At 75.1% G+C, this 4,102-nt stretch carries 4 protein-coding genes and 1 pseudogene; 2 read left to right on the top strand and 3 right to left on the bottom strand.

Translation table 11 applies throughout. The features are described from left to right. Positions 1 to 627, top strand: a 627-nt coding sequence (locus tag BG452_RS30655) for a hypothetical protein (protein WP_188307611.1), incomplete at its 5' end; no start/stop codon positions are given. Here BG452_RS30655 and BG452_RS30650 read toward each other — a convergent pair. From BG452_RS30650 to BG452_RS30640, 3 genes are read right to left on the bottom strand one after another with little or no spacing between them, the layout of a single operon-like run. After that, positions 624 to 1,439, bottom strand: a complete 816-nt coding sequence (locus BG452_RS30650; RefSeq protein ID WP_188307610.1) for a serine/threonine-protein kinase — start codon at positions 1,437 to 1,439, stop codon at positions 624 to 626. The genes BG452_RS30655 and BG452_RS30650 overlap by 4 nt on opposite strands. 16 nt (positions 1,440 to 1,455) lie before the next feature. Next, positions 1,456 to 3,288: an ABC transporter ATP-binding protein gene (locus BG452_RS30645; RefSeq protein WP_317621296.1), complete on the bottom strand. Its 1,833-nt coding sequence runs from the start codon at positions 3,286 to 3,288 to the stop codon at positions 1,456 to 1,458. Between the two features lie 42 nt (positions 3,289 to 3,330). After that, a complete protein-coding gene (locus tag BG452_RS30640; RefSeq protein ID WP_188307609.1) occupies positions 3,331 to 3,471 on the bottom strand; it encodes a hypothetical protein in 141 nt (46 codons plus the stop codon). Between the two features lie 428 nt (positions 3,472 to 3,899). On the opposite strand from BG452_RS30640, the pseudogene BG452_RS30635 reads away from it, so the two are divergent. Beyond that, positions 3,900 to 4,102, top strand: a pseudogene (locus tag BG452_RS30635) (hypothetical protein); the annotation flags it as partial.

Below are 4,102 nucleotides of genomic sequence, written 5' to 3'. Positions count from 1 at the left end.
GACCACCCCGACGCCGCCGAACGGCTGCGCGCCGCCGCCACCCGGCGCGCGGCCGGCACGGACCCGCGCACCCTCAACCGCGAACTCTCCACCCTGCGCGCGGCGGTCGCCTGGTGGCGCGCCCAGGGCTGGATCGACGGGGACCCGAGCACCGGACTACACCCCCTGCCGCTGCCCCGACTCCCCGAGGCCGCCGCCCCGTTGGCCCCCGAGCAGCTGCGCGCCCTGTTCGCCCGCCGGGCACCCCTGCGCGAACAGGCGCTCTGGCACCTGCTGCACGAATCCGGCGCCGCCATCGAGACCGCACTCGCCCTGAACACCGACCAGTTGGACCTCCCCGGCCGCCACACCCGACCCCGGTCCGACCGCGCCCCGCTCCACTGGGGCCCCGGCGCCGCCCGGCTGCTCCCCCTCCTGATCGCCGGCCGCGCCGGCGGCCCGCTCTTCCTCACCGACCGCCGCGCCCCGGCCGGCACCCCCGCCGCCGACCGCTGCCCCCACACCGGCCGCGCCCGGCTCTCCTACCGCCGCGCGGCCGAGCTGTTCACCGCCCACACCCGGACGCTCGGGGAGGCGTGGACGCTCCGGCAACTGCGGGCGGGGACGGGGAGGCGGCGGGCGGTCTAAGCGTCCGGTGGCACCGCCCGGCGGCCCAGGGGGAGCACGTCGTCCAGGGTGTCGGCCAGTCGGGGAAGGGCCGGCCGGTCGGCCGGGTCGAGGTGGAGGGCGGCGTCGATCGCCTCGGCGAGTGGGCGGGGCAGGCGACGGCGCCGGGAGACCGGGGTGGCCGGGCTCGACGGCGGGCCGTCGAAGGGCGGTTCGCCGGTGGCGGCTTCGTAGAGGGTGGCGCCGAGGCCCCAGACGTCGGTGGCGGCGGTGAACAGGCCGCCGGAGGCCTGTTCGGGGGCGAGGTAGCCGACCGTGCCGATCCCCGGGCGGCCCGGGCCCGGCGGGCGGGCGATGCTGAGGTCGAGCACCTTGGCGCGGCGGCAGTCGATCACGATGTTGGCCGGCTTGAGGTCGAGGTGCAGCAGCTTCTTTCCGTGCAAGTACCGTACGGCCGAGATGAGTTGCAGCCCGAGCAGGGCCAGGTCGATGGCGGCCGGGCGGCGCGGTCGCCGGTCCAGCAGGTGGGCGAGGGTCTCGCCACTGAGGGTCTCCGACACGGCGTACGGCTGGGGGCGTTCGCCGGTGCCGTAGCCGCGCACCAGGTGGGGGTGGGTGAACTCGGTCAGCCAGCGGCCCTCCCGGAGCAGGCGTTCGCGCAGTTCGCGGTCGCGGCGGTGGTCAGACCGGAGCACCTTGACCACGCAGCGGCAGTCCCGTTCCTCGCTCCAGGCGTCGTAGACGTCCAGCCAGCCGGTGCGGCAGAGGTGGGCGAGCACCTGGTAGCCGGGGGCGATCGGCGCCCCGGCGGGCAGTGGCCGTACGGCGGTCATCGGGCGACCTCCGCGCTCATCGGGCGGCCTCGGTCGGGGTCGCGGCCCGGGCGAGCCGGGCGTAGCCGTCGTCGTGGGCGAGCAGGTGGCGGTGGTTGCCGCAGGCCGCGACGCGGCCTTCGCGCAGCAGGACGATCCGGTCGGCGTTCCGTACGGTCAGCAGGTCGTGCGAAATGACGATCGTCGTGCGACCGGCCATCAGCCGTCCCAGCGGCTCCAGGATCCGCCGCCCCGACTCCGGGTCGAGACCGGTGGTCGGCTCGTCGAGCAGCAGGACGGGCGCGTCCCGGATCATCGCCCGGGCGATCGCGATCCGCCGGCGCTGGCCGCCGGACAGCAGGCTCCCGTGCCGGCCCACCACCGTGTCGTAACCGTCCGGCAGCCGGCTGACGAACTCGTCGGCGTCGGCGGCCCGGGCGGCGGCCGCGATCTGCGCGTCGGTGGCGTCCGGGCGGCCGTAGGCGATGTTCTCCCGGACGGTGCCGTGGATGACCAGGGTCTCCTGCAGGAGCACCGCGATGTGCTCGCGCAGGTCGGTCAGCGCCAGGTCGCGCAGGTCGGCGCCGTCCAGCCGGACGGCGCCGCGCTGCGGGTCGTAGAAGCGCAGCAGCAGCTTGGCGACCGTCGACTTGCCCGCCCCGCTCTCCCCCACCAGCGCCACCGTCTCGCCCGGTTCGATGCGGAGGGAGACGTCGCACAGCGCCGCGCGGGCCGCGTGCGGGTAGCGGAACCACACCCCGTCGAGGGCCACCGCGCCGCGCACCCGGGCCGGGCGCAGCGGCCGCGGCGGATCGGCCACCCGCGGCCGCTGGTCGAGCAGTTCGATGATCCGCTCGGCGGCGGCCGAGGCCGAGAAGAAGCCGTTGCTGAGCCGCCCGATCCCCTGGATCGGACTGTAGAGCCGGCTCAACAGGGCGACGAAGACGAGGAGTTCGCCGAGGGTGAGACGGCCGTGGACCAACTCCCAGGCGCCCAGCCCGAGGACGATCAGCGCGCCGACCAGCTCCAGCTGCTCCACGATCGGCGTGAACAGGGCGCGCAGCCGGGTGGCCGCCATCGTCGCCCGGAACCGCGCCAGGTTCTCCCGCAGGAACCGGTCCTGCTCCCAGTCCTGCCGGTTGTACGCCTGCACCAGCGCGATGTTGCCCAGCGTCTCCTCCGCGAGGGCACTGACCGAGCCGCTGCGGCGCCGCCGCTCCCGGGACGCCGCCTTCACCCTCGTCGAGAACCGCCGGGCCGTGATCCAGAACAGCGGCGCGACCACCAGCGCGGTCAGCGCGAGGTCCCAGCGCAGGTAGAACAGCACCCCCAGGAAGACGGCCAGCTCGGCGACGTACGCGACCGCGTCCAGGACGCCCGAGAGCAGGAAGGTCTCGACCGCCTCGACGTCCGCGGTCAGCCGCGACAGCACATCGCCGAGCCGCCGCCGCTCGAAGAAGCCCAGCGGCAGGCCCTGGAGGTGCCGGAACACGTCCGTACGCAGGGCCAGCAGGAAGCGCTCGCTGACCCAGGCGGAGAGCGTCTCGTCCGCGAAGTCCAGGGCTCCTGCCAGCAGGGTCAGCCCGGCGTAGCCGAGCGCGACCGGCAGGAACAGCCCGAGTCTGCGCGGCACCAGCACGTCGTCGACGACGACCTTGAACAGCCAGACCATGGCCGCGTCGACCACCGGGCCGAGCAGGACGATCACCACCAGCAGGGTCAGCCAGCGCCGTCCCCCTCGGGTGTAGGGCCAGAACCGTCGGAACGTCCGCCGCAGCGGCACGGCCGGCGCCGGGGCGGCGACGACCGGGTCCGCCCGGCCGGCGCCGTCACCGGTGTCGACAGCCGTCGACCGCCGCGGCGACCACACGCGCTCGTCCTGACCCGGGAACGTGGAACGGTCCGTCAGTCGTCAACGCCGCCCGTGCTTGTTCCTGCGGCCGTGACGACGGCCGCGGCCGGTCGTGTTGTCGGTGTTCCGGTCCTCCTTGCCGTTCCCGCGATCCTTGCGGGACTGCCGCATCGCCGGCAGGAGGTTGGCGAGGATGCTCATCACTGCCACCTTTCTCTCGGTCGCGCCCCCACACCGGGAAGTACGCACGGGCGGGCGGGGATGCTCAGCGGGGTGCGCGGCCGGCGTGCGTCACGGGCGCGGTTCCGTGCGCGTCACGGGCGCGGTTCCGTGTGCGTCACGGGCGCGGTTCCGTGTGCGTCACGGGCGCGGTTCCGCGTACGTCACAAGGCCGTTCCGGTCGGTCCGGAGACCGTTACGCAGCCGATGAGCGACCGTAACGCGACCGGGCGGGGACCGCGACACGGCCCTCCTACCGTCACTGACAACGCACCGGCCGTACGAGCACGGCGAACCGCACAGGCCGTACGGGCTTCACGGGCCTCACGGGCCGTACCGGCCGCAGGCGTCGGCGAGAGCCGCGGTCTCGCCACCGAAGCGTTCACCAGAGCCACGAAGGAGAACCCCCGATGAGCAGGACCCGCACCGACCGTTCGCCCGCCCGCCGTCTGCTGGCGGTCTGCGCCCTGACCGGCGCCGCGCTGATGACCGTCGTCACCGGCGGACAGGCCTGGGCCGACGGGAGCCCGCAGCCGGCTCCCGCCAGGCCGTCCGCCGGCCCCAGCGACGCCGCCCCGGGCGGCTCTGTGGTGGGCGCCCGGCCGTCCGCCGC

The sequence above is a fragment of the Streptomyces sp. CBMA123 genome, assembly GCF_014596465.1.
Taxonomy (GTDB): domain Bacteria; phylum Actinomycetota; class Actinomycetes; order Streptomycetales; family Streptomycetaceae; genus Kitasatospora.
Note: the sequence above shows the minus strand (reverse complement) of the source record. Positions and strands in the feature narration are given on the sequence as shown.

Bases quoted from the DNA above. Each gene is read 5' to 3' on its own strand.
- BG452_RS30650 (WP_188307610.1), bottom strand. From the start codon at position 1,439: ATGACCGCCGTACGGCCACTGCCCGCCGGGGCGCCGATCGCCCCCGGC.
- BG452_RS30640 (WP_188307609.1), bottom strand. From the start codon at position 3,471: ATGAGCATCCTCGCCAACCTCCTGCCGGCGATGCGGCAGTCCCGCAAG.